Source organism: Echinicola jeungdonensis, from assembly GCF_030409905.1.
In the GTDB taxonomy this organism is placed as follows: Bacteria; Bacteroidota; Bacteroidia; order Cytophagales; family Cyclobacteriaceae; genus Echinicola; species Echinicola jeungdonensis.
The window spans coordinates 256,796-281,391 of sequence record NZ_JAUFQT010000002.1; the positions used below are offsets into that span (position 1 = coordinate 256,796).

Consider the following 24,596-nt stretch of genomic DNA (forward strand, 5'->3'; position numbering starts at 1 on the left):
ACCAGGTATCATTTATTTCTATAAGGGATTGATACCTTCTATTTTTATTTAGTAGGCAAGTGGATAGCTTAGAAGGAAAACCCTCCCCGTTAAGTGGAAGGGCTTTGTTTTTACCAACCTAAATAATAATCCTCATTCAGCCAATCCGGGCAGGCCAAATTATATTTTTCTCGCATCACATGTTCTGCCACGCAAAAAGCTCCTTCCACCCATCCTTGTTGATCGGAATAGGCTTCTCCCGTGATAAATACCCGCTCCTCTTCATGAGGCTGACGGATGTAAGGCATGATTTCCCAGACTTTGTAGTGGTTTTTCCATGCATGATATCCTCCTCCGTAAGGATCAAGGGTCCAGTCTTTGAAAGCAGAGGTGTATGGATCGGGAACAGATATCGAAGGGCCATGCAAATCTCTAACTTGCTTAATTACTTCTTCTACCATCATTTTACTGGCATGCTCATAGTGGGGGTAAAGGAAATTTTTTCCTTTTACCAGTTTGGTGGTTTTGGTCTGGAATTTTTCACCATTGTCCAATGCTTTCCAAAACTGGACTGTTCTCATATCATTGTAACTGGAAAGAAACAGGGAGTGGGAGTTTTTGGGGTCTACCCCGAAATAATAGCATTGCCGCATGGGAAGATCAGTAATGGATTCCCCTGCCTGAGCACCCAAAGTTTCCTTCCACCAAGGCTCCTCAAATCCCAAAAGGATTTTGCAGGAAGGCTCCATTATTACCGACTTCAAGTTGTGCTGCAAGGCTTTTTGCTTGTCCCGGTTAAAGAAGAAATTATCCTGGTCCAAAAGTTCCAGGGACCTCCTGGGCATACTTAGGATAATATCCTTGGCATCCACCTTCCAGTATTCCTTACTTTCCATATTGTAAAAAGTCAGAATGTATTTGTATACACTGGTAGTATCTGGATTTTTTTCAAAACTGGCCAACCTGTTTTTGGTTCGGATTTTACCGCCATTTTGAAGGAAATCATCTGCCAAACAGGTCAAAATTTGATCATATCCTCCATCAATGGTTTTGTATTCCACCGAATCACTAGCAAAATCCCCAACCATATAAGGCATGGCCTCAGCAGCATTCCAGTTGATGGTGTTGGAATAATAGCCGCCTGCCTGGGCCAAAAATTCATAACATTCCTGGGAGGATTGGTCCTTGAGCATGTTCCAAAATCCAATTTCATAGACATATTTCCCCTTATATGGTCCCTTAAATTCATATTTAAGTTCTTTTTTTACCTTATTCCATTCTCTTCTAGGAGAGGGACTGTTTTGGATTTTTTTTAGGGAATGTCCTCCTTTTTTTAAGACTTTTTTGATGATGGTCCTAAAAATTTCATCAGAGCTTTTACCCTGGAATTTCTCTCCTACTTCATAGTGGGTTTTGAAATTTTCTCCTGTGATTTTAGCCTGGCTGAACCTGTTGGCAAAAAAGCGCTGCTTCCTCAAGTAATACAGATGGTGATCGGGATCACCCATGGGGAAAGGGATAGGGTCAAGAGCATACTGAGTGGCAAAAACATCCTCAATAAGCGATGTGACAATTTTTTGGGAAGTCATATACCGCATGCCTCCAATTTCCCCGACTACATTCATGCCCGGTAATTTGATGGATTCCAGACGGCCACCCACCCGGTCACTCATTTCAAAAATATTGATATCCAAATCCAATGAATTCCCATTTTGGTCTTTACCGTTTTTGAGCCGGTAACCCGAATAAAGACCAGAAGCACCAGCCCCTACAATTGCCACATCCAATTTCAGGTTTTTGGCTACCTTGGTATCAAAGCGGTTGCTGATTTCCCCCCTTACCAATGGCCATTCAATTTTGAAATGGCTAAGGTCGTATTTAGTTTTTCCAGTTACCGCAAGGTCTGCCAGGATATTACCCAGCAAGGGAATAAACTTTGCTGCCCAACCTCCTGTGTAAACCACAATGTCTTCATGGTTATGCACCCATTCGGGAAGGGTGTCAACCATGAGCTCTTTATTATTATTGTTCAGAGTAATCAGGCAGGTGGAGGTGAACTCTGGATTGGGCTCTAAGCCTTCCATATGTTTCATTACCCATTCGGAATTGTATCCCAAACTTTTAATACTGGGAATACCCGTCCTATCAGAAGGATCATTGATGATTTGGTCCGGAATATCAGGTGCCACTCGAATATAACCTGGGTGAGACCAATTCACCTCAGGGAAACCATAGAAAAGGCTTTTGCTTTGAGGCTTCTGAAATACAAACCAAGTGGGCAACTGGACGTTTCCGGTGTTTTTATAGTATGCGGATGACATTTCCCAAATGTCAACATTGACCGATAGTCCAAAATGTTTTAATACGTCGTTGATATAGGAACCTGGGGTGAGGATGAGTTTTTCAGCAGTGAATATGTTTTTTTCAGTAAATACTTTTATGTTTCCTTTTTTTCTGGAGTCAATATTGGTGACTGGATTATATTCTATCAGGTCAATATTTGAGGCTTTATTGGCGATGTTGAAAAGGGTCTGCAAAGTTGCCGAAAGGTTGATGATGCCCCCATCTTTTTGAAAAAAACCGGTATAATCTTCAGGAAGATTTTTAAATGGAAATTTAGCTTCAATTTCCTTGGCATTCATGGGAGTAAAAGGAATGTCCAATTCCTTCATCACTTCCTCTGCTGCCTGGATTCCTCCTTCCTGTGAACTAATAGAAGGATCCCCAAACCATAATGAGCCCACTTTGTCCACCAAGGTGTCCCCACTGTGTTTCTGTAATTCCTCCCAATAGGGAATGGCATCCAAGGCCAATTGAGCCATATATTTTTGGGCATATTGGACCCGGAATTGCCGGGACATCCCTGCAGAACTCCCTTTTTGATTGAAAAAACCAAATTGCTCCAACACCAATACTTTTTTTTCGGTATTGGCAAGAGCTGCAGCGGAGGAGAGTCCCATGGCTCCACCGCCAATAATGATAATGTCGTAAGAATCTTTCATGGTAAAATAGATTTAAAATAAAATGATAGGTTTATTGCCTGTAAAAGTTGTGTCATTCTAAAAATCAAAATCCAAATGCAGAAAATGAAAATTAAATTAGGCTAAATAAAAATGTCAGATTCTGCCGCTCTTGTTAAAATGGTAACTTCAAGTGAATAATATAGTAAATAAAGTTAATTGTACTATGAATGAAGGTCAATTAGCCCGGGTATTAAAATTTATTTAGGGTTTTGGTTAGCTTTAATGGCCTTTAATAGAATTTCCAAATGGTCAAATGCCAAATTAGGAAGATTTCCCACAGGAAACCATTGTACATTTTTTGCGTCATCCTTGGCTTTGATAGGCTTGGAAACCGGGGTCTTTCCAGTGAAAGCAAAAGACACTACCCTCTCCCTAGGGTCCCGGTGTACGGCATCAAAAAAACCAAAATTTTTCAGTTCGATATTAGATAGTCCCGTTTCTTCCTTTAATTCCCGGTGGGCCGCATGTACAATCAATTCATTTATTTCAACAAAACCACCCGGAAACGCCCAACAATCTTTAAAGGGAGGGTTTTTCCTTTGAATCAAAAGCAGCTGTTTTAGGTCCTCAGAAAAAATAACCATATCAACAGTCAATGCAAAATGGGGATACTTGTATGTATAACTCATTATTAGTTTGGTTTAGTTAATAAAAATTAATCCAAGGAATATCGATGAAGCACTTTGACCTTGTTTTTTAGTTGGTACCAATCATTGAATACTAACTCCATCGAATTGATTTCAAAAGTCCCAAAATCAAAATACCTGTATCGATGGAGTAAATCCAGAAATTCACCTTTATTTTGAATGGTAGACTTAAACCTCGTTACAGTGTTATGAGCTGTTTGGAGAGAATAACGTTTATCAATGGTATGTTCTAAATTTCCATTATTAAATTGTTGCCTTAATTGATCTCTGATTTGTTTTAATCTTCCATTGGAAGGAAATCCTTGGACCATAATGCAGGACGGGGAGGCAGTGATACCTTCCAACTTAATGTTAAATGGTTTAATCCCTTTAAGGCTTTCCCCAACGAGTTTTACATAATCTGAAACATTCACCCTTTCCAATTCAAAACCTGGATAGCAGGATATCAATGACATGACAGTAAGGTGAATGTCAGAGGAAGGATAATAATATTGTTCTGGTTCGATTATTCTTAGTTGATTTAGAAAAGATTGAATGGATTGTATACAATTGGGGTCAGGCCTGGCAAGCAAGGTAATGCCATATCGGTTGTCATTTGGATTGTCAAGCCAAGAGTCTTTAAAATTTTGATCCAATGTTATTTTATGAATTGCCTCCTCATAAAGGTGCGTGTAATGTTTTTCCAAATTCATGAAAGAAATTAGAAGCTTGTATGGTTGATTATTAACCCTGAATTTAAAGTCTTTGGTTTAATGAATCAATTTAAATGTTTCAAACATTTTTTTCAGTTCTTCCCAAATGCTAATAGCTGCTTTGGATTCAGGGGACCACTGAATTTGTAATTGGTAAAAGTTCCCTTCATTTTCCAACATTCGGTTCATCCGGTAAATAGTGATGTCCTGTTCTTCCTCCTCGATTTTGATGTGTTTGATTTTGTTGGTAGACCCCCAAAGGATAGAAGCTTTGTTGGAAATCAATTGGTCCAGGGGTTCAAAAATTGTTCTTTGGATGGCAGCAAATAAATTCGGCAGATTTGGTTCAATGGGGGATTTTAAAGCCAAATTTTTGTCGAGTACCTGGACCACAAAACTATTGGAAAATACCATTTTGCTCAGGTCCAATTGTCCATAAAAAAGGTCTTCACGCAATTTTTTTGCTTCTTCTTCAGATAGGGGTTTTTCCCCATGGGAAACATAAAAATTGGACAAACGTTCCAGGTGTTTATCAATTAGTTCAGTAGTGCTATTTTCGGTGAAATTGATTTTTATTGACTCTCCATATTGAAATAAAACTGTTTCTGACTCAGTAAGCATTTTGCCAAAAGGCATAACTTGGGCTGCAGCTACTATATTTTGCCAATGTTCCTCTTGTATCAATCCTGTTTTAATTAAATAATCTTTATGGTTTAGGTACTCTGGGGGTTTCCAGTATTTCATTTGTGGCCTGGTCAGCGCAAAGCCCAATTTGTTATCAATAAAATCTGCCTGATTAACATCTTGACGTTGTTTTTCTAATTTTTTTCCCGTTTGGATGCTTAATTCTCTGGACCCCAATTCAAGTTTAAGATTTGAGGACTCCACATTTCTTTTGTGAAACCGGTCCATAAAAATCCCGACCACAATAATGATTAGAAATAATAACATAAATACTGGATACCAAGTTGATATGGGATGTTCTGCTGGCGTCAAGTTCATGGCGAGAATGATTACCCCTTCGGCAACCAAGACTACCAAACCCAATAATTTCAACCAATTGCTGATCTCTGCCAATATAGTAGACCGTTCTTCCTTATTTTTCATATTGAATTTTATGTTGGATGGGTGATGTAAAAAACGAAACACGATTGGAAAGACCCTTTTCTAAAGTTAAATGGGTGGAGGGTACCTTTTAACGAATATGGAAAAACCTGTTATATTAATTAAATATACTGATTTTCAGACATCTTTGAAATGTTTTGCATCCTCAAAAAGTGTTTGAATTGGTCTGGAACCTTTTCATATGTGATTATAAATTGGTAATTATGGGAAAGTTGGAAGGGAACTTTGGAGGAGATGTAAATTGTTTGTATATACATTTATTATCGAACAAAAGGAATAGTATATGAATAATTTGGCGGATTTTCGAAAGATGACAGAGGAGTTTCCCGAAAGAGGGGACTTGATGCCTGTTTTATTTGTTGGACATGGTTCTCCTATGAATGGTATTGAGAATAACCTGTTTTCCCGGTATTGGGAAAAATTGGGAAAAGAAATACCGGAACCCAATGCAGTTTTGGTAATCTCTGCCCACTGGTTGAGTAGGGGCACCCATGTGACTGCTATGGAACAACCTAGAACTATTCATGATTTTGCAGGGTTTCCAAAGGCTTTATCTGAAGTGGAATATCCAGCACCTGGTCATCCAACCTTGGCCAGGCATTTGGCTGGAATGATAGAAAGTACCCAGGTGGGCTTAGACCATGATTGGGGCTTGGATCATGGCACTTGGACGGTGGTAAGACATATGTACCCAAATGCCCATATCCCTGTATTGCAGTTAAGTATTGATTATTACCAAAGTCCACAATACCATTATGAATTGGCCAAGGAACTTTATCACCTCAGAAAAAAAGGGGTGTTAATCATAGGAAGTGGAAATATGGTGCACAATCTTCGTATGGTAGCCTGGGATAAGTTAGGTACGAATGATTATGGTTTTGATTGGGCTAACACCATCAATGATAAATTTAAATCTTTGATTGCCAATGGTGATCATAAAGCCCTCATCCAATATGATAAATTAGGTGAAGAGGCCATTTTGGCGATTCCCACTCCTGATCATTATTTTCCTTTGTTATATACCCTGGGCTTGGTCAAAAATAAAGAGGAAGTAACTTTTTTTAATGATAAAGCTGTTGGAGGCTCATTGACCATGACTTCCGTTAAATGGGGGTGAGTTTTTGGTTTATGGGGTGATTATTGAAGTAAAAAGTTATAATATTAATTGGTCCACAGAATAACCCGACCCAAAAAAACTAATTAACTATTGTCCATAAGTGATTATTTTGGGGAGTAATTTTCTATTAATGTGCACAAAGGATTTTCATTTAATAGGAATTGGGCTTTACAAATGGCGGATAATGGTTTTAAGGTCGTTGGGTTTTAAAACTCCTCCAAACCGGTAAACCACTTGATATTGTTCATTTAAAAATATCCAAGTAGGGTAGGAGAGATGTTCATTTCCAGCCAGGTGAATGGCCAGTTCATGAACACCTCCCGAGAGCCCCTGAGATTGGTACTGGTAATTTTTACCGTCAAATTCAATGTTTCTTTTACCTTCAGCATCCAATTCAACAAAATAGTAATCCTTTAACAAGTCAAGTAAGATCTTATCCTTTTTGATCTGCGCTTTTTGCAATTTACAATACCTGCACCAATCTGTGGTGATTTCTAATATGATAGGCTTTGGGGAATTATTCATACTATCCTCCAAGGCAGGAAAACTTAGCGGGGAAAGGCTATCTTGAGCCATACCCGGCTTGTTTATCGCTCCCAAAAGCAAGCCAAGGAAAACAATATGAAAAAGCCTCCGTTTCATATTTCTGGTTTAATACAAATTATATCTAATTCCAGCAAAAGCCCTTATCCCTTGCATGGAAGCAAAATTATAGGCTGGATCAAAAGTGTACCCATTGGGATTATTGATGGGGTCGTCCACATTTTCATCAAAGGGGTCAAAAGGCCTCATGATGGGATCCTTGGGAACAAAATTCAGAAGATTCTTAACCCCACCATAAAGTTCTAGACCATTGTCCCATTTTTTGGATAATTGAACATTGGCGATGAGGTGCCAAGGGCTGTATTCGGGCCTGTAATCATTGGGTAAAATAGGTAAGCGCATAGGCCCATTCCATTTGCCGGTAAAGTCTACTGAATATCCTTGTGGTAAACCATAGCTTATGGTGTAATTTCCAGACCATTTGGGGGCATGGAGTTGACGGACTTTTTCAAGATCGCCGTCATTACCTGTGTTTTCTTTTTGGAAAACATCCATGTAAGAGATTCCAGCCAATATTTTCAATGGGAAATTAAAGGTTAAATTGGTATTCAATGATATTCCTTGGGAAATCGCATGTCCCCTCAAATTGTTATAAAAAATCTTATCGGGATCACTGTCAAGGTCTGCAATGATTTTATTCGTGAAATAGGAATAAAATCCAGTCGCATCAAATTCCAAATAGAAATCATCTGTGGGGATGCTCCATACATAATTCAAATTCCCATTATATGATTTTTCGGGATTCAATTCCTCAGAGATCACCACCTCCCTTGCCCCGGTCAAAGCTGCATGGTCCTCAGTAAAAATGTTGACTACCCTGAAGCCGGTACCGAAGCTGGCTCTTAAGGTATGATTTTCACTTGGACTGGCTTTGTAAGCTAATCTGGGTGAGTGCACATGACCATGGTGATTGTCATAATCATACCTATAACCCAATAACAATTTTTGCTTAGGGTTCATTGTCCATTCATCTTGAACAAATACACCTGGTAAGGGTGTTCTGGCAGGTTGGTTGGCCTCCCCATCAGCTGTAGCTGTGGCCGGGGTATTGTCATCATATACTGTATAGCGGAAGGAAGTTCCCAGTAAGAACTTATGATTTTCTCCCCATTTTTTGTCCCAATAGGTTTGTAAAAACGCCACCTCTTGCTTAGCCATATACGGGGTGTCGCCGTACCAAGAATCCTGATGATGCCAATTGTATGAAAATTGAGTAAATATGCGCTCTTTTACGGGCAATTGATAAAGACCAATAAATTCTGCCCTTTTGGTATAAATACTTTCTCCATAAACTTCGTCTCCACCACGATGTTGGTGTTTATCCCAGTTCATTTCACCACCCCAACGGTCCTCATACACATACCTTCCGGCCAAGCTAAATGCTCTGTTGTTTTTGCGGGAAAAATTCCATTTGTTGAAAATGGAAATCCTGTCCTGAAGGGTCATATCGGTGAAATTATCCCCGTTTTTGTCAATTGGATTTTCATAATTGAAATAATTAACCCCAAACAAACTGGTAGCTTCCCCAGCATTGAACCGAATTGCGGCATCCGCACTTACCTCACCCCAAGTGGTGGAAAATACATCCGCACTTACCAAAGGGGCACGTACGGGACTTTTGGTGATCACATTAATAATTCCCCCCATTGCCTCAGACCCATATAAAGAAGAAGCCGGGCCCTTCACTACTTCAATTCTTTCTACCATGCTATTAGGGATTCCACTAAGACCATAGACTGAAGACAGTGCACTGACAATAGGCATTCCGTCAATTAAAATCATGGTATAAGGACCTTCCATACCATTGATATGAATATCCCCTGTGTTACAGACATTACAGTTCAATTGAGGTTGGACCCCATTCACCATTCCAACGGATTCGAAAAGGCTGGGAGTGGGGTTTTTTCGGAATAGTTCCGGGGTAATTACTTCCACTGGAACAGGACTATCCGCCCTGCTGATTTCCGTCATGGTACCGGTTACTACTACCTCGTCCATTTGGGTATCGGTGGAGCTGAGCTCAAAATTCAATTTTATTTCTTCGCCATTTTGGACTTTTGCCACTTCTTGCTTGGGCTGAAAACCAATAAAACTAGCCTGCACTTTCCAGGTCCCCTCAGGTACCTGCTCTATTCTGAAATTTCCTTGGTTATCTGTAATGCCACCCAGATTTAATTCAGAAATGCCCACATTAACTAATTCCAAGGCCTCACCCGAGGAAGAGGTGACCCTACCAGTGATTTGGCCATTTTGGGCAAATATCAAGTTGCATATAAATACAAGAGTAAATGTTAGTAGTAAAACTTTTTGGTTCATATGTTCTAATAATAAAATTTGAATAACAAAATTATAAAGTTAGATTGATCTAACAAAACAGTTTGGGATATTTTTTTATATTTGAACTGTTTTTATGAAAAGTGACAAAAGACTATATGTTTTCACAGACTGAAGAGAATTATTTAAAAGCATTATTATCCTTGACCCAGGAACACGGAGAAGCAACAGTAAATAGTTTGAGTAAGCGTTTGGATATCAAAAAATCTACTGTCAATAGCATGATCAAAAAGTTGGCAGAAAAAGGTTTGGTGATTTATGAGAGCTATAAACCCATTCAACTTACGGAGGAGGGAGAAAGGGAAGCTTCTTTGATAGTACGTAAACACCGCCTTACTGAAATATTTTTGGTGGAAAAAATGGGTTTTGGTTGGGAAAAGGTTCATCATATTGCCGAACAGATAGAGCATATTCGATCCCCGGAATTTTTTGAAAAAATGGATGAATTATTAGGTTACCCAAAGTTCGATCCACATGGTTCTCCCATTCCAGATAAAAATGGAAAAATCATCAAATTGGATTATCAAAAATTAAGTGATTGTAGTGCAGGGGAGTCGGTAAAAATAGTTGCTGTTTCCAATTCCTCCCGTGAATTTCTGGAATTTTTGGACAAAAGGGATTTGACATTGGGAACAACTGTTGAGATTTTGACCATTGAATCCATCGATAAAAGCATGACCATCCGTTATGATAAAGGCAGGGAAGAAACTTTAAGTCATATAGTTTGTGACAGGCTTTTGGTATCAGATCCTGATTAGGAGAATTGGAGAAAAACCAGGTTGGTTTTTTATTCAGGGAGTTGAATTTCAATAAGTAATTGGTCGGGGTTTCAAATTCTGACCAGCTCCGATAGTTTAGGTTTAGGTTGGTTGATTTTTAACGGTGGCTGAGTGGATTCGAAGCCAGCGTAATTAAATCAATCCGTTCTCTTTTATTTAACCTCTAATATCTCAAGTCTAAAATCTAATATCTCAATTCTATTTCAGCCATGACTGGGAAATGGTCCGAAGGGTACCGATTATGATAGGTGTCAGTTAGAATGCCATACTTTTTAACTTTAACGGATTCACTGACAAAAATATGGTCAATTCTTCGGTCGGAGCTTTTAGAAATATCGAAGCTGTTGAAAGTACCATTATTGGCGTAGCGAAGTTGGGCTGCATTAAAGCAGTCTTTCAATTCTGAAGAATTCTCCAATAAATAATAAGCGGGGTTTTCCTGATCCACATTGAAGTCCCCTAAAAGCATTACCGGAAGGCCATTTTGGCTGTATTCCTTTATTTTATTCAGGATTAATTGAGCACTTTTCTGGCGTGCTGCAGTACCTACATGGTCAAAATGGGTATTGAAAACGAAAAACTGATTGCCATTATTTATGTCCTTCAATTTCGCCCAGGTGCAGATTCTAGGCAATGCTGCGTCCCAACCTATGTTAGGCTTGCTGGTATCCGTGGAGAGCCAAAAGGTATTGCTTTCTAAAAGCTTGAATTTCTCCTTGTTGTAAAATACGGCGGAATATTCTCCTTTTTGCCTGCCATCATCCCTAGCCACTCCCACATATTCAAATTGGGGCAAATGTTTTTTAAGGTATTCCACTTGGTGGTGCAAGCCTTCCTGAGTACCAAAAATGTCAAAACCATGAAATTTGATTAAATTAGCAACCACTTCTTTTCGATTGTCCCAATGGTTGGGTGCATCTCCAGGATTATCAAAGCGGATATTATAAGTAGCGATTCTCATAATGTTAGCTTGGGCTAGTGATTTGGTGGAAAAGGCAAGACAAAGCAGCATCCATAAAAAAAAGCACAGCGAGAAATTCCGAAATTTCATTGAATTGAATTTTTAACTATTATGATTTTTTCAAGGGCAAGGATTTGATTTCTACATAACTTTCCATTTTGGATTCGGCAGTTCCTCCATAAGTTCCTTGGACCGGCAAGGTATGGGAAGGATCAAAACTGGCCGTTAAAGGAAAATATAAATGATCAGTGAGTAATCCAAGGTTGGGATCCAGCCCGATCCAACCCGCTCCGGGATAATAAGCTTCCACCCAGGCATGCAGTTCATGGCCTTCTTCCAGTTCGGGATTAAAAGCATACCCACTAACAAACCTGCAGGCAATGCCCTCCCCCCTCAATAGCTGGATTAAGAGCCAACTTAAGTCCCTGCAAGAACCCTTTTTTTCATTTAGGCATTTTTCCGGGGGCCAAATCCCTTCATCTTCACGGATAAGATGCTTGCAATGGCCATGCACTTCAGCAGTCAATTGGATAAGAAAACCTAATATATCTTGGCAACGGGATTTGACTTTTTGAGAAAAAGCCATTAATACCGGAGAAGAATGGGGGACAAGATAAGCTTTTAAATAGGCATGATCGCTGGCAGGATATTGGACTTGTAAATTCCCTTGATCATCCAATTGGCCAAAATCAGGATCCAACAAAAAACCAAAGGGGTTAAAAGTCCTATAAAAGAGTTCTATATCCACATTGATTTGAAGGGATTCAGTGGGCTTGTCAAACCAAAATTGTTGAAAAGGATTTCCTTCCAGACTGATTCTTTCAAAGGTACCTGCAGGATTTGGAGATATTTTGATGTCATAATGGTTGACCCGGAAATAGGTTCGCAAGGAGGGAATTAAAAATACCTGATGGGGGTTCAGCTCCACTGGCTTACTGTAATGATAGACAGTTTTATGCCTGATTTGGAGATTATGATTATAAATCATTGCTATGGGGTTCTTGGTCTACAAAGGCTTTTTGTAAAATTTCAGCAGGCAAATCGTTAATGGATTCCTTTAAGCGGTTATTCCAAAAATTGGAAATATGAATCAATTCATCCAGTTCAAATCTTCTTTCCACCACATGAAATTGGTCGTTTTCCAAGATTACAGTGTCAATGGGGAAATCCACGTCATTTACAGAAATCCGGGTAGCATCAAAAGCCAAAAATGCGGTCTTCATGGCAAAATCCAATGATTCTTCATAAGAAAGCGACCTTCTAAGTACAGGATTCCCAAAACCCGAATTCCCAATGATCACAAAGGGGGTTCCCTTTCGTATTTCGATCCAGTTTCCTTGTGGGTAAAGCAGGTAAAGTCTTGGTTCATCATCCTCTTGAAGTTGCCCTCCAATTATTGAATGAAGGTTAAACGTCATTCCGGATTCTTCCAAAGCTTCTTTATCTTCACGAGCAACTCGTCGTATTTGGCTGCCAAATTCATTGACGGCTTTATAAAGTTTATTGAAATTGTCATCTTGCTGTTCGATGACTTCGGTAAAGTAAGTAATGGCTTTATCCCTGACCGAGCGTAATCCAGAAGTCATGATAAAGAAGGAGTGTTTTTCTTTATTGACCACAAACACCTTTTTGGAGGTGGTTGTTTCTGTACCCGATGTTATCCTGGTATCGGAGAGGCCGATCAAGCCAAATTGGGTTTTGATCCCTAAACAAAAAGTCATGCTTGTTCCTGATTTTGAATGCTAATATTTTCTTTTACCTGGAAGAAATGTTTTTCAATTTCAATGGAGAGTTTATTTAATTTTTTTTGAAGGTTGTCCATATATTCATGGACACCGGTATTGATAAGATCGTTTACATCTCCAAATTCCAATTGGGACCTAAGGCCTCCCAGTGATTTTTCTGCCTGATTAATATACCCCTCCTCAGGGGATTCTGAAATTTTGCGTAAACATAATTCTGCTTCTTTCATGCAAAAATATATGGACCTGGGGAAGTATTTATTGAGGGTCAAAAATTCCACTACATTTGAAGGTTGTATATGTCCATACAACCTTCGGTAAGTGTTGAATCCCGTTACCGATTTCAATAGGGCCATCCAATGAAGGTAGTCAAGCGGAGTTCCTACCTCCTGGGGGGAAGGAAGTAAAATATGGTATTTTACATCCAGGATCCTGCTGGTTTTATCCGCCCTTTCCAGGTAAAGTCCCAATTGCCGAAAATACCAACCTTCTGTCCTTGCAATGGTGGCCTCAGCAAGTCCATACAAAAGAATTACCCTATTTTTGACTTCATTAAAAAATTTTCTGGGATCATCTTTTTCCCAGATTTCCTTTTCAATTCCTTTTTTAACAAAATGGTAAAGCTCATTGATTTTTTCCCAGGTTTCTTTGGTCAGGTTTTCCCGGATAATCCTTGCATTTTCCCGGGCTTTGGTCACGGAAGAAAGGATAGAATTGGGGTTGTCCTTATCCATTCCCAGAAAGTGAATGACATTTTTCCGGTTTGGAGTTGAATATTTGGATTGGAAAATGGGCTGGTCACCAGAAGCAAGCACCAAGGGCTCCCATTGTTCTTTCAAGTCCGATGGCAGATCTTGCATCAGGTTGAAATTTACATCAATAAATCGGGCATAATTTTCGGCCCTTTCCAGGTACCTACCCAACCAATAAATAGAATTTGCAACGCGGCTTAGCATAGGCTGATTAGTTATATAAAACCCAAGTATCTTTACTACCCCCCCCTTGGGAGCTATTGACTACCAAGGAGCCTTTTTTAAGGGCAACCCGGGTCAATGCCCCTGGAATTACTTCGATTTCCTCCCCAAACAAAATATAGGGCCTTAAGTCCACATGCCTTCCCTCAATACAACCATTTTCAGTAAAAGTAGGGACAGTAGATAAAGAAAGGGTTGGTTGAGCAATGTAATTGTTGGGGTTTTTCTCTATTAATTTTTTGAATTTTTGATGGTCTTCTTTGCTGGATTTTGGACCGATTAACATTCCGTATCCTCCTGCAGCATTGGTTTCTTTCACTACCAATTGGTCAATATGTTCCAAAACATATTTCCGGTCTTCCTCTTTTCGGCATAAGTAAGTAGGGACATTGTTGAGTATGGGCGCTTCGTCCAAATAGTATTTAATAATATCCGGCATAAAAGCATAAACTGCTTTGTCATCCGCTACTCCCGTACCTGGGGCATTGGCCAAGGCAATATTTCCAGCTCTATATGCATCAAATAATCCAGGTACTCCCAAAACAGAATCAGGATTGAAAGCCATTGGGTCCAAATAAGTGTCATCTATCCTTCGATAAAGCACATCAATTTGTTCCAAGCCTTTGGTGGTTTGCATATAAACTTTTTTGTCCTGAACCAATAAATCCTGGCCAATCACCAATTCTACCCCCATTTGCAAAGCCAAATAGGAATGTTCATAATAGGCAGAATTATAAATACCAGGAGTCAGCACCCCAACGACTGGTTTGGGCTTATCTGACAAATACTGCAACATGTTCAGCAGCTTGGTGGGATAATTTGATACGGGTCTTACCCCCAAATGATTGAAAAGGTCAGGGTAGGCCCTTTTGATGATTTCCCTACTTTCAAGCATATAGCTTACTCCTGAAGGACATCTCAGGTTGTCTTCCAAAATATAATATTCTCCTTTATTGTCCCGGATAAGGTCTGTACCTGTGATATGGCACCAGATGCCTTTGGGTGGAGTCAGTCCAATGCATGGTTTCAAATAATCCTTACTCCCAAGGACCAAATCTTCAGGAATGATTTTGTCTTTTAGGATTTTTTGTTCATTATAAATGTCTTGAATAAATAAATTTAGTGCATGGGTCCTTTGCTTAAGGCCTGCTTCAATATGTTGCCATTCTGAATTGGAAATGACTCTTGGAATCACATCCAAATGCAATATTTTTTCCAGCCCTTGATTATCATGATAGACATTAAAGGTCATGCCCATGGAAACCTGGGCTTTGTTGGCTGAAAATTGTAGCTGTTTTAGCCTTTTTTTGGATACGTTTTGGAGAAATTCCTGAATGGAATTGTAGTGTTGCCTGCAATTTCCATCCTCCAAAAACATTTCATCAAAAAATCCATTATTTTGATATTTGCTTAAATCCATAGCTTACTCAATATTTTATGGTGATTGAGAATCCTTATAATTTATAATATATTTTGAACTATTGGAAGGTTGGGGGTGAAAAATATAATGTAGGGCCAGTTTTTTTGGATTTTGAAGTATCTCAAAACTAAAATTACCCGAATGGCAATTGGGCCAATATGGATTGGGGGAGAGCTCAAAGATTTACCCAAAAACTCTGACCAACCAGTGGAAGAAGTTGAATTGATCCCTATGGGTGGAGCAAGGTTGAAAATCAGTGTTTTTCCTGAATTAAAACAATAAATTTAACTATCAAACTAAATTAAACCATTATGAAAAAATCGTTTATACTTGGCGCAATTTTGCTCCTTACCCAGTCGGTAGTCTGGGCTCAAAATGGAGGCTGGGAGCCTGCCAAAGGGAAAATTATGACTGAGTGGGCGGAGGAAATTGACCCTGAAAAGGTTCATCAGGAGTACCCCCGGCCCCAAATGGTCCGTGAGGACAATTGGCAAAATTTAAACGGGCTTTGGAAGTTTAAAATTCAAGCCAAAGGGAATGCAAATCCTTCTGATTACGATGGAGAAATTTTGGTTCCATTTGCAGTGGAATCCGCACTCTCAGGTGTTGGAAAAAGGGTAGGAAAGGGAAATGAACTATGGTACAGAACCAGTTTTGATGTAAAAACCTCTCGGAGAGAACGTGTTGTATTACATTTTGGTGCTGTGGACTGGGAAGCTGAAGTGTTTATCAATGGAGAATCAGTTGGAATCCATAAAGGAGGCTATACTCCTTTTTCCTTTGACATTACCGATAAGCTAAAAGGAAGACGAAACAATGAATTGGTAGTAAGGGTTTGGGATCCTACAGACGAGGGGCCTCAACCCAGGGGAAAGCAAGTTAACAATCCAAATGGAATTTGGTATACTCCGGTAACCGGGATATGGCAAACAGTTTGGACTGAAACGGTTCCAGAAAGCCATATTGTCGCCACAAAAAACACTCCTAATGTGGATGCCGAAACTTTGACTGTTGAAACAGAGGTTGCCAATTCCCAAAGCAATCAAAAGGTAAAGGTGAAAGCTTTGGCAGAAGGAAAAGTGGTGGCTGAAAAAGAAGTAGGAGTAGGGGAACCTGCTGTACTTAATATTAAAAATCCCCAACTCTGGGGCCCTGGAAACCCGTTCCTTTATGATCTGGAAGTGAGTTTGGTGAGAGGAAACAGAAAAATTGATGAGATAGAAAGCTATGCAGCCATGCGAAAAGTCAGCATGGAAAAAGATGAAAATGGCGTTCTGCGCATGTTGTTAAATGATGAATTTGTTTTTCAATATGGGCCTCTGGATCAGGGATGGTGGCCTGATGGCCTTTATACTGCTCCAAGTGAGGAGGCCTTGGTTTTTGATATTATCAAAACCCAGGAAATGGGATTCAATATGATTCGAAAGCATGTGAAAGTGGAGCCTGCCAGATGGTATTATCATTGTGATAAAATGGGAATGCTGGTTTGGCAGGATATGCCAAATGGCGACCATGGAAACCAATGGAACCCAAGACCTGGAATCATAGGTGTAGGAACTGAAAGAGATAGAAGCCCAGAGTCTGAGGCGATATACAAAAAGGAGTGGAAGGAAATTATCGACGCCAATTATAATTTCCCATCTATTGTCGTTTGGGTTCCTTTTAATGAGGCTTGGGGGCAGTTCAAAACTGTTGAGAACGTAAACTGGACTGTAAATTATGATCCAACCAGACTGGTGAATGGTGCCAGTGGAGGAAATTTCCACCCTGCAGGTCAGATCATGGACTTACATAATTATCCGGATCCCGCTATGCCGGATCCGAAATTATTCGGGGATAAAATGGTTTTGACCTTGGGTGAATTTGGCGGACTTGGCTTACCAGTGGAAGGCCATACCTGGCAGGATAAAAACAACTGGGGATATCAGAGTTTCCAGACTGTTGAAGACTTGCAAAATCGCTATGCCCAAATGATGGAGAAAATAGCTGAGCTTATTCCCAAAGGTTTATCTGCAGCAGTTTATACTCAAACCACCGATGTGGAAGTAGAAACCAATGGATTGATGACCTATGATAGAAAAGTGATCAAGCTGACCCCAGAGTTTTTAAAGAAAGTACATGAAAAACTTTATCAGGCAAAATAAATTCAATTAATCGGTATTGGCAATTTTTCAAAAATCTCAAAAAAATGAGATCCACGAAACCGCCTCAGCGGACAAGTTTACACCAATTAGCACGAATTGAATTTATTTAACTTCGAACCTCCAAAAGCCCTCATTTTCCTTGAGGGCTTTTTTGGTTTTAAGCATATTAAGTTTTATTAAAAATGCCTAAGTGTAACGGTAAACAAATTAACATATAACCATTCTTTCTTATAGGGTTATTCAAATAATCCATATAAATTAATGACAGTTTTATTTTTTAACTGATTTGATTCAAGTTGAGCCGAAATATGAAAAAGACTTTTTCCTGTATTGATGCCCATACCTGTGGAAATCCGGTGCGATTGGTAATCGGAGGGGTTCCATTTTTAAAGGGAGAAAGTGTAACCGAAAAACGGCTGTTTTTTATGGAGCATTATGATTGGATCAGGAGGGGATTGATGTTTGAGCCCCGGGGTCATGATATGATGTCCGGGGCCATGCTTTTTCCTCCCCATGATGCTGCAAATGATTTGGCTGTATTGTTTATCGAAACCAGTGGTTGTTTGCCCATGTGCGGTCATGGTACCATTGGTATTGTCACCATTGCCATAGAAGAGGGCTTGGTAATTCCCAAAGAATCAGGCAAACTACGCCTAGAAACTCCTGCGGGACTGGTTAAGGTGACTTATCAGCAAAAAATTGAAAAAGTTAAGTCGGTGAAGTTAACCAATGTGGCCAGTTTTTTAATGGCTCAAGATCTGAGGATTAAATGTGAGGAGTTGGGAGAACTGAATTTTGATATCGCCTTTGGAGGAAATTTTTATGCCATAATTGAACCCCAGGAAAATTTCCCTGGATTGCAGCACTTTTCTGCAGAACAATTGATTTCAATGAGCAGGAAGTTAAGGAAAAGAATAAATGAAGCTTATGATTTTGTGCATCCGGAAAACTCCAACATTTCGGGGCTAAGTCATATCCAATGGATTGGGGGGCCACTGGATAAATCCTCCAATGGTAGAAATGCAGTTTTTTATGGAGATAAGGCCATCGACCGTTCACCTTGTGGAACAGGTACCTCTGCAAGAATGGCCCAACTTCATTCAAAAGGCAAATTAAAAGTGGGGGAACCTTTTGTCAATGAAAGCTATATTGGGTCCAAATTTTCCGGGGAAATCCTGGCTACAAGCCAGGTGGGTGAATTTCCGGCCATAATTCCAAGTATTAAAGGGTGGGCTATAATAACGGGATACAATACAATTTTTTTGGATGATGAAGATCCTTATGTGTTTGGTTTTCAGGTGTTGTAGGTAGGTGATTTGTTATTTAAAAATTGTCATTAAGAGGGATAAATGGTTGACAGTCGACTGTGGACCAAAATTAATTTCCATTGATCTAAAATCCGATAAAATAACGTGATTGGTAAATTAATTATTAACCGATCCTCTAAAAAAGAAAAGCCCAGGGAAATCCCTGAGCTTTTGAACAAACCTGAGCACACTGAGTTAATTAACCATTTAACCTTTATTTATCTACAGAAAGCCCATTTTTTGCTAATGTGTCCTCGTTATTGGAGAGGTCAGTCCAATCAACCTGTCGCTTAGGGTTAATGCCGTTGATATATTTTTCGATGTTGGTATAACCGTCACCGTTGAGATCGCCATTGGCATCAGTTGCATTATTGGGATCCAATCCGTGTTTTTTCTCCCATTCATCAGGCATACCATCCTTATCCGAATCAACATATGGAGTTCCATTGTATTCAGGATATCCCCCTACTTGTCTGATGTCTGTGATGATACCTTTTTTATAAGAATCTGGTTCTAATCTTCTATGTTCAAATTGATAAAAAGAATCTGGATCCAGGCCTTTTACATATTCTGCCTCTCCAGTTTTTACGGTTCTGATGATTCTTTCATCTACAGGGTCCCTTTTTGGTAGAGTAGCTCCAGCATTTACCATTACATGGTCAAAAGTTTTTTCCTTCTCGAGAATGGTCAAATGAGGCATTGGGAATGGCTTGATGGCTTTCATTCTTGGGAAGAATCTTTTTGCTTCATCATATTCCATCAACTGGCCATCTTTTCCTTCCACCTGAACGCCGCCTTTCCAGTTGTCCTGGGTAACGGTTTCATTTCCTTCAACAATATTTCCATTTACATAAGCACGTCCAAATACCATGGAGTCCAAATCACTTCTTCCAGACTCTGGTTTTAGAATCCTGTAACTTACGGATCTTGATTGATCGGTAATCGGTCCTGGTTTATAATAGTTGTTGATGATGTTGTATTTGGCTTTGTAATCACCACCATCTGTAGTTCTATGGCTCCAGTTAAAGATCACATTATTGGCAAAGTTAAAGATACCATTCCATCCGATAGAAGGGTTCCTTCCGGCATTGTTGGCCCAAAGGTTTCTCATAAAAGAGCAGTTTTCACCTCCCAATGTACTTCCCAAAGAGTGGTTATAAGTATCCAAGTCTTCAGAGAAAATACTGTTTTGGATGGTTACATTGACGGTTGGCAATTTTTCGTCTTTATAATCAGCTCCCGGGTTGTACATGTGTCTATAAATGGACATGTTTTCATCCAAACCCCAGCTGGCGGAAACGTGGTCGATCATGATATTTCCAACTGGATTACCCCCAATGGCATCATCCCTTCTTCCTACAAAAGTTTCACCTCTTCTGAATCTCATGTGTCGGATCACCACATCATGAGTATCAATCCAAACAGTTTCTCCTGCTACACAAACCCCGTCACCTGGAGCAGTTTGTCCGGCAATGGTCACATAAGGTGCCCTTACAATCAATGGACTTTCCAGTTTAATGATCCCGGCCACGTTGAAAACAATGATTCTGGCACCACCGGTTTCCAATGCTTCCCTTAGGGTACCTGGTCCTCGGTCAGCTAAGCTGGTTACAGTAAGAACTTTTCCACCGCGGCCTCCGAAAGAGTACATTCCACCACCCTCTGCACCTGGGAAGGCTGGAATGTCAGCCTGTGGCAAATCAGTTGGTCTAAAAGCCCAAGGGATATATGGCTTTCCTTTTTCTTCTTCTTGAAAAACGATGTGCCGGGCTTCTTCCCAAGCCTCATCAGAAAGTCTTAAAGCTGTTTTCTTTATACTGTCTGCTTTTGCTCTTTCTTCAGATGATACATCTGGGTACTGCGCAAAAGCACTGGTGGCAGCTGCAAATACGAATAAAAATGATAAAATACTTTTTTTGTGATTCTTCATCATACTTTGGTTTATTGTGTTCTATGGCCTCAAATTAAAAAGGCCTAAAAAGATTGTTTCATCTATGGAGGGATCATCCTTCAATGGTTGATAAAACTCCCCTTTTGTTTCAGAAGTTTAATTTAAAGTGAGTTGGAAGGAATATTAAGGTGTTTTGGATCAAAAGGGACAAAAGAAGATTGAACCGGGATATTTCCCTGCCGGAAAATTCGTGTTTTTTTAAGAAAAAAATGGAGGTTTGATTATCGGTCCAACCAGGATTTAAAGGAAGGTGTCTTTTCGCTGCTAATGATGATTTCTGTATCCAATGCAGGTTTTAACTCCAATTTAACCCTTCCTTTGAAATAGGGGTGGATTTCTGAAACCGCATCTATATGAAGAATCAATTGCCGGTTGGCCCTGAAAAACACTTCTGGGTCTAAAACCTGAACTAGTTCATCCAATGATTGGTCTAAGGGGTATTTGTCCCCGGCAGTAGTTACCAGTAAATTGAGTTTCCGGTCGGTATAGATGTATGCTATGTCTGTGGTTTTTACTGTCCGGATTTTATTTCCTGCCTTGACCAAAAAGCGGGATTTATACTGGTTTTGCTTTTCCTGAAGGGCATCCATTAACCGATCCAGATCAATGCCTGGGGACGAGGATTTATAGGTTGCTTTTAAATTTTTTAGTTTATCCAGGCTGAAAGCCAATTTTTCATATTGAATAGGTTTCAAAAGGTAATCAATGCTGTGGACTTTAAAAGCTCGGATTGCATATTGATCATAGGCAGTTGTAAAAATGACGGGGCATTCCACCTGGGATTGGTGAAAAATCTCAAAAGAAAGTCCATCATCAATCCGGATATCCAACATCATCAAGTCAGGGGCAGGGTTGGAAGCTAGCCAATCAACGGTTTCTTTAATTGAAGTTAAGTTGTCCAAAACTTCGATTTTATCATCATATTGTTTTAGCATTTTGGCCAGTTTCTCGGCTGCTAGACTTTCATCCTCAACTATTAATACCTTCATTACTTAGATTTTTTTGGTACTTTAAATGGCTTTGGGGTTAAAGGTTGGATCTAACAAAACATTGTCATCATCATCTGCCTCTAGCAAAGGCAGTTTTACCGTGAAATATTGCTCATCCTGATCCACCACTACTTTTTCATCAGAAAAATAGGCAATTCTTTTTGAAATATTTTCCAGTCCGGTTTGGGGTAAAGTGGATGGCTTTTTGTTTTTAGGCTGGAAAGAATTGCGAACCACCAACCATTTTTCCTCCTCCGTAAATATTTGGACATGAAGTGGATGGCTTGCTGTTGCAATATTATGTTTAATGGCGTTTTCTACCAACATCTGTATGGAAAGTGGAGGCAGAAAATAAGCTTTTTTTAAAGGTTGATATTGGATTTCAATTTTCAATTGCCGATTAAGCCGTTTTTGAAATAGGTAAATATAGGATTGGATGAATTCCAATTCAGTATCCAATTCCACCAATTCTTCATTCCTGTGTTGAAGAACGTAGCGGTAAACATCTGCAAATTTCCCCAGGAATCGATGAGCATCCTCCGTGTCTGTGTCGATCAGTGAGGACAACACATTGAGGTTGTTAAAAAGAAAATGAGGGTCAATATGGGTTTTTAAAGACTCCAGCTGGGAGCGCATATTTTCTTCCTTCAATTTTTCACTTTGGATAAATGCTTTTTTCCACCGCTGCATAAAATAAATACCGAAATTGATGGAAATGATAGGAATGATAAATAAAAGTCCATAAAGATTTAGGACAAAAAACTGTTCCCCATCAGGGGGCATGCCCAGGAAAAGGGTTTTAAGAAAATAATAGCAAAAGTTGACACAGGCCAAGGAGTAAACTCCGCTGATCAAAAACTGAATCAGGAATCTTTTTAAAGGGAACTCTGTCCAAGGCCGGAGTTCATTTAGTTTTTTGTGGATAAAGAGATTTCCCCAAATCAACAATGCCAGAACAGCCACAATCCAAAGTAGGGGCGCCGCATATTCATTACCCATGGCCCAGGCCATTAGAATCAGCAAAATAAGAAAAGCTGTTCCCAATAGTGGTAAGCTATATTTTTTCCATTTATTCAATTTTAATCTTTTCTTTTAGGTAATTAGGACCTTTTGGAATAAGGATTTCTAACCCGAAGTTACAATTTTCTTTTGTTTTCATTTGATGCTGAAAATGGTCTAGCAGGACAGTACGTGTAGGTTTCTTGGTATTCAAATTCTTCCTAATTCCTTATGAAACCAATTGGAGTAGGAATCCATACTTTCTTCTGTAAGAATAGGCGAAAGACCAAAGAGGAAAGATCAAATAATTTCATCCCCCAACGAATTCTGGTGTATTTTACCTAATACCTGGTACACCCAAATCTTCTTTTAATTTCAAAATTTTATCTTACCCCTGAAATCCAGTGGAAAGCAGAAGAAGCAGAAGAAGCAGAAGAAGCAGAAGAAGAAGAAGAAGAACAGGCCTATCCTAATGGCTTAAATGCAGCAATTGCACCTCTTCCCAAGGGATGTATTGAAACTCCCCTTCATTCATTTTGACCATAATCCCCCAATTTTGATGGTTTACATCACTCCTGTCTCCAAGGGTGATTTTTTCTCCATCCCTCAAAAATATGGCAGAATGGGTTTGGCTAACCGGGTAAATATGATCAATTAAACGAAATGGGATTTGTCTTAATCCGCCACCCTGATCCCAACCATCCAGGGTTTCTATATCCCACCTTTCATCCAAATCAAAAACAAGGCTTCCTTTTATGTCCTGATTATTCTTTGTAGTTATTGTGCCTCTTAATTCTTTGGGTTTGGGAAAATCATTATAACCAAACCCTGCACCGGGAGGATAAGGTATAAAAGTGGCATTTTTAAAGCCTCCCCACCTCAAGTTTACCTGTCCCCATTTAGGGTTTCGGATTAAAATTCCTGCGTTCTTATTGGTTACATTGGTAAGCTCATGGAGGTAAATTTCCTTTCCGGATTCAAGTTGGACTATGGACCCCTGATTTTTCGGCCTTATCGATTGGACATCATAAAAGGGATAACGGGCTCTTTTATCATCAATGGTTATTCCATCCAGATATTGGGAGGACAAATGTTCATCCAAATCCCATTTGATCATTCCTGTATAGGTGAAATCAAAACGGGTGAGAACGGTTCCATATAATGGAAGTTCCATAAATTGGGGCAAATGAGTAGGAGTTGGAAAAAACTGAACTTCCCGGATTTGATTCCAATCGATTTCATTTTGCTCATTTTCCATGGTATGGATAAGTATGGGGTTGCCCAGTTGATCTTTATATTCAATATCATCATTGATAAAAACCCGTATATCCTGACCGTTTTTTAAGTAAACGGTGGCCTCCTCATCTCCGGTTACTTCGATTTTGGTGATATTGCCAAATTGGCAACGAAAGGTTAATTTCCGGTTGGGGTATTGGTTTTTCCAAAGGTTCATAAAACCCCAATCTGTTTGGTTTTTTTTTACCTCACTGAGTTTTTGTAATTCTTCTTCCGTGAGGTACTTCAGCATAGGATTGTCTTTTTTTTCAACCCTAAGCATATCCACCCACATGTTTTGCCCAGCGCTCCAGGTTATTTTACCTTTATATTGGGAGTTGTTCCTTAAAACTATTTCTCCAAAAATAAACCCTTCCTGCTGGGCCATGGCTTTATGGCCGAATGGAGCCAAGAGGATAACAAGGAGAAAGAAATATTTAAATAATATGAATTTCATTGGGTAATTTTTCAGAATATGAAATAAACTTATTTATGGCCATAAAACAACCTAGAAAGATTTAATCCCGATGTCTTG

20 protein-coding genes are annotated in these 24,596 nt (G+C 39.5%); 5 read left to right on the plus strand and 15 right to left on the minus strand.

Annotated elements, in window-relative coordinates; all coding sequences use genetic code 11:
- Positions 1-110: 110 nt before the first annotated feature.
- The 4 genes from QWY93_RS14335 to QWY93_RS14350 form a co-directional block, all read right to left on the minus strand.
- Positions 111-2,981 carry an FAD-dependent oxidoreductase gene (locus QWY93_RS14335; RefSeq protein WP_290249054.1) on the minus strand — a complete coding sequence of 957 codons (2,871 nt, stop codon included), beginning with the start codon at positions 2,979-2,981 and terminating at the stop codon, positions 111-113.
- Positions 2,982-3,199: 218 nt separating this feature from the next.
- A complete protein-coding gene (locus QWY93_RS14340) occupies positions 3,200-3,631 on the minus strand; it encodes an NUDIX domain-containing protein (protein WP_290249055.1) in 432 nt (143 codons plus the stop codon).
- Between the two features lie 26 nt (positions 3,632-3,657).
- Positions 3,658-4,341, minus strand: a complete 684-nt coding sequence (locus QWY93_RS14345) for a 2'-5' RNA ligase family protein (protein WP_290249056.1) — start codon at positions 4,339-4,341, stop codon at positions 3,658-3,660.
- Positions 4,342-4,398: 57 nt separating this feature from the next.
- Positions 4,399-5,448 (minus strand): hypothetical protein, encoded by a 1,050-nt coding sequence (locus tag QWY93_RS14350; RefSeq protein ID WP_290249057.1) that lies wholly within the window; start codon positions 5,446-5,448, stop codon positions 4,399-4,401.
- A 301-nt stretch (positions 5,449-5,749) separates the two neighbouring features.
- On the opposite strand from QWY93_RS14350, the gene ygiD reads away from it, so the two are divergent.
- Positions 5,750-6,583 (plus strand): 4,5-DOPA-extradiol-dioxygenase, encoded by an 834-nt coding sequence (gene ygiD, locus QWY93_RS14355; RefSeq protein WP_290249058.1) that lies wholly within the window; start codon positions 5,750-5,752, stop codon positions 6,581-6,583.
- Between the two features lie 168 nt (positions 6,584-6,751).
- On the opposite strand, the gene QWY93_RS14360 is transcribed toward ygiD, so the two are convergent.
- A complete protein-coding gene (locus QWY93_RS14360; RefSeq protein WP_290249059.1) occupies positions 6,752-7,225 on the minus strand; it encodes a thioredoxin family protein in 474 nt (157 codons plus the stop codon).
- Between the two features lie 9 nt (positions 7,226-7,234).
- Positions 7,235-9,502 carry a TonB-dependent receptor gene (locus QWY93_RS14365; RefSeq protein ID WP_290249061.1) on the minus strand — a complete coding sequence of 756 codons (2,268 nt, stop codon included), beginning with the start codon at positions 9,500-9,502 and terminating at the stop codon, positions 7,235-7,237.
- A gap of 116 nt (positions 9,503-9,618) precedes the next feature.
- Between QWY93_RS14365 and QWY93_RS14370 the strand changes: the two genes are divergently transcribed.
- Complete coding sequence (locus QWY93_RS14370; protein WP_290249062.1) at positions 9,619-10,278, plus strand: metal-dependent transcriptional regulator; 660 nt, start codon at positions 9,619-9,621, stop codon at positions 10,276-10,278.
- 205 nt (positions 10,279-10,483) lie between these two features.
- Here QWY93_RS14370 and QWY93_RS14375 read toward each other — a convergent pair whose 3' ends face one another.
- From QWY93_RS14375 to QWY93_RS14395, 5 genes are all read right to left on the minus strand, one after another.
- Positions 10,484-11,260, minus strand: coding sequence for an endonuclease/exonuclease/phosphatase family protein (locus tag QWY93_RS14375; RefSeq protein WP_290249063.1), 777 nt, complete (start codon positions 11,258-11,260; stop codon positions 10,484-10,486).
- Positions 11,261-11,369: 109 nt separating this feature from the next.
- Positions 11,370-12,248 (minus strand): transglutaminase family protein, encoded by an 879-nt coding sequence (locus QWY93_RS14380; protein ID WP_290249064.1) that lies wholly within the window; start codon positions 12,246-12,248, stop codon positions 11,370-11,372.
- Positions 12,238-12,981: a proteasome-type protease gene (locus tag QWY93_RS14385; protein WP_290249065.1), complete on the minus strand. Its 744-nt coding sequence runs from the start codon at positions 12,979-12,981 to the stop codon at positions 12,238-12,240. The genes QWY93_RS14380 and QWY93_RS14385 overlap by 11 nt, the downstream gene beginning before the upstream one ends.
- The gene (locus tag QWY93_RS14390) at positions 12,978-13,958 is read right to left on the minus strand and encodes an alpha-E domain-containing protein (protein ID WP_290249066.1); all 981 of its coding nucleotides are present in this window, start codon (positions 13,956-13,958) and stop codon (positions 12,978-12,980) included. The genes QWY93_RS14385 and QWY93_RS14390 overlap by 4 nt, the downstream gene beginning before the upstream one ends.
- Before the next feature lie 7 nt (positions 13,959-13,965).
- Complete coding sequence (locus QWY93_RS14395; protein ID WP_290249067.1) at positions 13,966-15,396, minus strand: circularly permuted type 2 ATP-grasp protein; 1,431 nt, start codon at positions 15,394-15,396, stop codon at positions 13,966-13,968.
- 141 nt (positions 15,397-15,537) lie between these two features.
- Between QWY93_RS14395 and QWY93_RS14400 the strand changes: the two genes are divergently transcribed.
- The 3 genes from QWY93_RS14400 to QWY93_RS14410 all read left to right on the plus strand — a co-directional run bounded on the left by QWY93_RS14400 (position 15,538) and on the right by QWY93_RS14410 (position 18,847).
- A complete protein-coding gene (locus QWY93_RS14400) occupies positions 15,538-15,678 on the plus strand; it encodes a hypothetical protein (RefSeq protein ID WP_290249068.1) in 141 nt (46 codons plus the stop codon).
- Between the two features lie 29 nt (positions 15,679-15,707).
- On the plus strand, positions 15,708-17,540 hold the full coding sequence (locus QWY93_RS14405) for a glycoside hydrolase family 2 protein (RefSeq protein ID WP_290249069.1): 1,833 nt from the start codon (positions 15,708-15,710) through the stop codon (positions 17,538-17,540).
- A 308-nt stretch (positions 17,541-17,848) separates the two neighbouring features.
- Positions 17,849-18,847 (plus strand): 4-hydroxyproline epimerase, encoded by a 999-nt coding sequence (locus tag QWY93_RS14410; protein WP_290249070.1) that lies wholly within the window; start codon positions 17,849-17,851, stop codon positions 18,845-18,847.
- A gap of 214 nt (positions 18,848-19,061) precedes the next feature.
- Here the strand turns inward: QWY93_RS14410 and QWY93_RS14415 are convergent, their stop codons facing one another.
- The 4 genes from QWY93_RS14415 to QWY93_RS14430 form a co-directional block, all read right to left on the minus strand.
- Positions 19,062-20,780 carry a polysaccharide lyase gene (locus tag QWY93_RS14415; protein ID WP_290249071.1) on the minus strand — a complete coding sequence of 573 codons (1,719 nt, stop codon included), beginning with the start codon at positions 20,778-20,780 and terminating at the stop codon, positions 19,062-19,064.
- Between the two features lie 239 nt (positions 20,781-21,019).
- Complete coding sequence (locus QWY93_RS14420) at positions 21,020-21,787, minus strand: LytR/AlgR family response regulator transcription factor (protein ID WP_290249072.1); 768 nt, start codon at positions 21,785-21,787, stop codon at positions 21,020-21,022.
- A 21-nt stretch (positions 21,788-21,808) separates the two neighbouring features.
- Positions 21,809-22,864, minus strand: a complete 1,056-nt coding sequence (locus tag QWY93_RS14425) for a sensor histidine kinase (RefSeq protein ID WP_290249073.1) — start codon at positions 22,862-22,864, stop codon at positions 21,809-21,811.
- Positions 22,865-23,255: 391 nt separating this feature from the next.
- Positions 23,256-24,518 carry a hypothetical protein gene (locus QWY93_RS14430; RefSeq protein ID WP_290249074.1) on the minus strand — a complete coding sequence of 421 codons (1,263 nt, stop codon included), beginning with the start codon at positions 24,516-24,518 and terminating at the stop codon, positions 23,256-23,258.
- Positions 24,519-24,596 lie beyond the last annotated feature (78 nt).

Bases quoted from the DNA above. Each gene is read 5' to 3' on its own strand.
- QWY93_RS14350 (WP_290249057.1), bottom strand. From the start codon at position 5,448: ATGAAAAATAAGGAAGAACGGTCTACTATATTGGCAGAGATCAGCAAT.
- QWY93_RS14430 (WP_290249074.1), bottom strand. From the start codon at position 24,518: ATGAAATTCATATTATTTAAATATTTCTTTCTCCTTGTTATCCTCTTG.
- QWY93_RS14405 (WP_290249069.1), top strand. From the start codon at position 15,708: ATGAAAAAATCGTTTATACTTGGCGCAATTTTGCTCCTTACCCAGTCG.
- QWY93_RS14335 (WP_290249054.1), bottom strand. From the start codon at position 2,981: ATGAAAGATTCTTACGACATTATCATTATTGGCGGTGGAGCCATGGGA.
- QWY93_RS14375 (WP_290249063.1), bottom strand. From the start codon at position 11,260: ATGAGAATCGCTACTTATAATATCCGCTTTGATAATCCTGGAGATGCA.
- QWY93_RS14400 (WP_290249068.1), top strand. From the start codon at position 15,538: ATGGCAATTGGGCCAATATGGATTGGGGGAGAGCTCAAAGATTTACCC.
- QWY93_RS14385 (WP_290249065.1), bottom strand. From the start codon at position 12,981: ATGACTTTTTGTTTAGGGATCAAAACCCAATTTGGCTTGATCGGCCTC.
- QWY93_RS14415 (WP_290249071.1), bottom strand. From the start codon at position 20,780: ATGATGAAGAATCACAAAAAAAGTATTTTATCATTTTTATTCGTATTT.
- QWY93_RS14390 (WP_290249066.1), bottom strand. From the start codon at position 13,958: ATGCTAAGCCGCGTTGCAAATTCTATTTATTGGTTGGGTAGGTACCTG.
- QWY93_RS14380 (WP_290249064.1), bottom strand. From the start codon at position 12,248: ATGATTTATAATCATAATCTCCAAATCAGGCATAAAACTGTCTATCAT.
- QWY93_RS14360 (WP_290249059.1), bottom strand. From the start codon at position 7,225: ATGAAACGGAGGCTTTTTCATATTGTTTTCCTTGGCTTGCTTTTGGGA.
- QWY93_RS14420 (WP_290249072.1), bottom strand. From the start codon at position 21,787: ATGAAGGTATTAATAGTTGAGGATGAAAGTCTAGCAGCCGAGAAACTG.
- QWY93_RS14395 (WP_290249067.1), bottom strand. From the start codon at position 15,396: ATGGATTTAAGCAAATATCAAAATAATGGATTTTTTGATGAAATGTTT.
- QWY93_RS14370 (WP_290249062.1), top strand. From the start codon at position 9,619: ATGTTTTCACAGACTGAAGAGAATTATTTAAAAGCATTATTATCCTTG.
- QWY93_RS14365 (WP_290249061.1), bottom strand. From the start codon at position 9,502: ATGAACCAAAAAGTTTTACTACTAACATTTACTCTTGTATTTATATGC.
- QWY93_RS14410 (WP_290249070.1), top strand. From the start codon at position 17,849: ATGAAAAAGACTTTTTCCTGTATTGATGCCCATACCTGTGGAAATCCG.
- QWY93_RS14340 (WP_290249055.1), bottom strand. From the start codon at position 3,631: ATGAGTTATACATACAAGTATCCCCATTTTGCATTGACTGTTGATATG.
- QWY93_RS14345 (WP_290249056.1), bottom strand. From the start codon at position 4,341: ATGAATTTGGAAAAACATTACACGCACCTTTATGAGGAGGCAATTCAT.
- ygiD (WP_290249058.1), top strand. From the start codon at position 5,750: ATGAATAATTTGGCGGATTTTCGAAAGATGACAGAGGAGTTTCCCGAA.